Annotated in this window: 1 protein-coding gene; it reads left to right on the top strand. The window is 46.0% G+C overall.

Annotated elements, in window-relative coordinates; all coding sequences use genetic code 11:
• On the top strand, window positions 1-252 hold a 252-nt coding region (locus tag FD04_RS12650; RefSeq protein ID WP_202813169.1), incomplete at both ends, for a hypothetical protein.

Here is a 252-nt window from a genome sequence, read left to right as displayed (position 1 = left end):
TCACTTACTGACGTCGAGCCAGACTCACTAACCGAGACTGAGCCTGAATTACTCAACGATGCTGATGTCGAATCACTTACTGACGTTGAGCCAGATTCACTAACCGAGATTGAGCCTGAATTACTCAATGATGTTGATGTCGAAGTTGAATCACTCAGCGACGTTGAGCCAGACTCACTAATCGAGATTGAGCCTGAGTTACTCAACGATGCCGAAGTTGAATCACTTACTGACATCGAGCCAGACTCACTA

The sequence above is a fragment of the Secundilactobacillus odoratitofui DSM 19909 = JCM 15043 genome (genome assembly GCF_001434895.1).
Taxonomy (GTDB): Bacteria; Bacillota; Bacilli; order Lactobacillales; family Lactobacillaceae; genus Secundilactobacillus; species Secundilactobacillus odoratitofui.
This window is presented reverse-complemented; position numbering and strand designations above follow the sequence as displayed.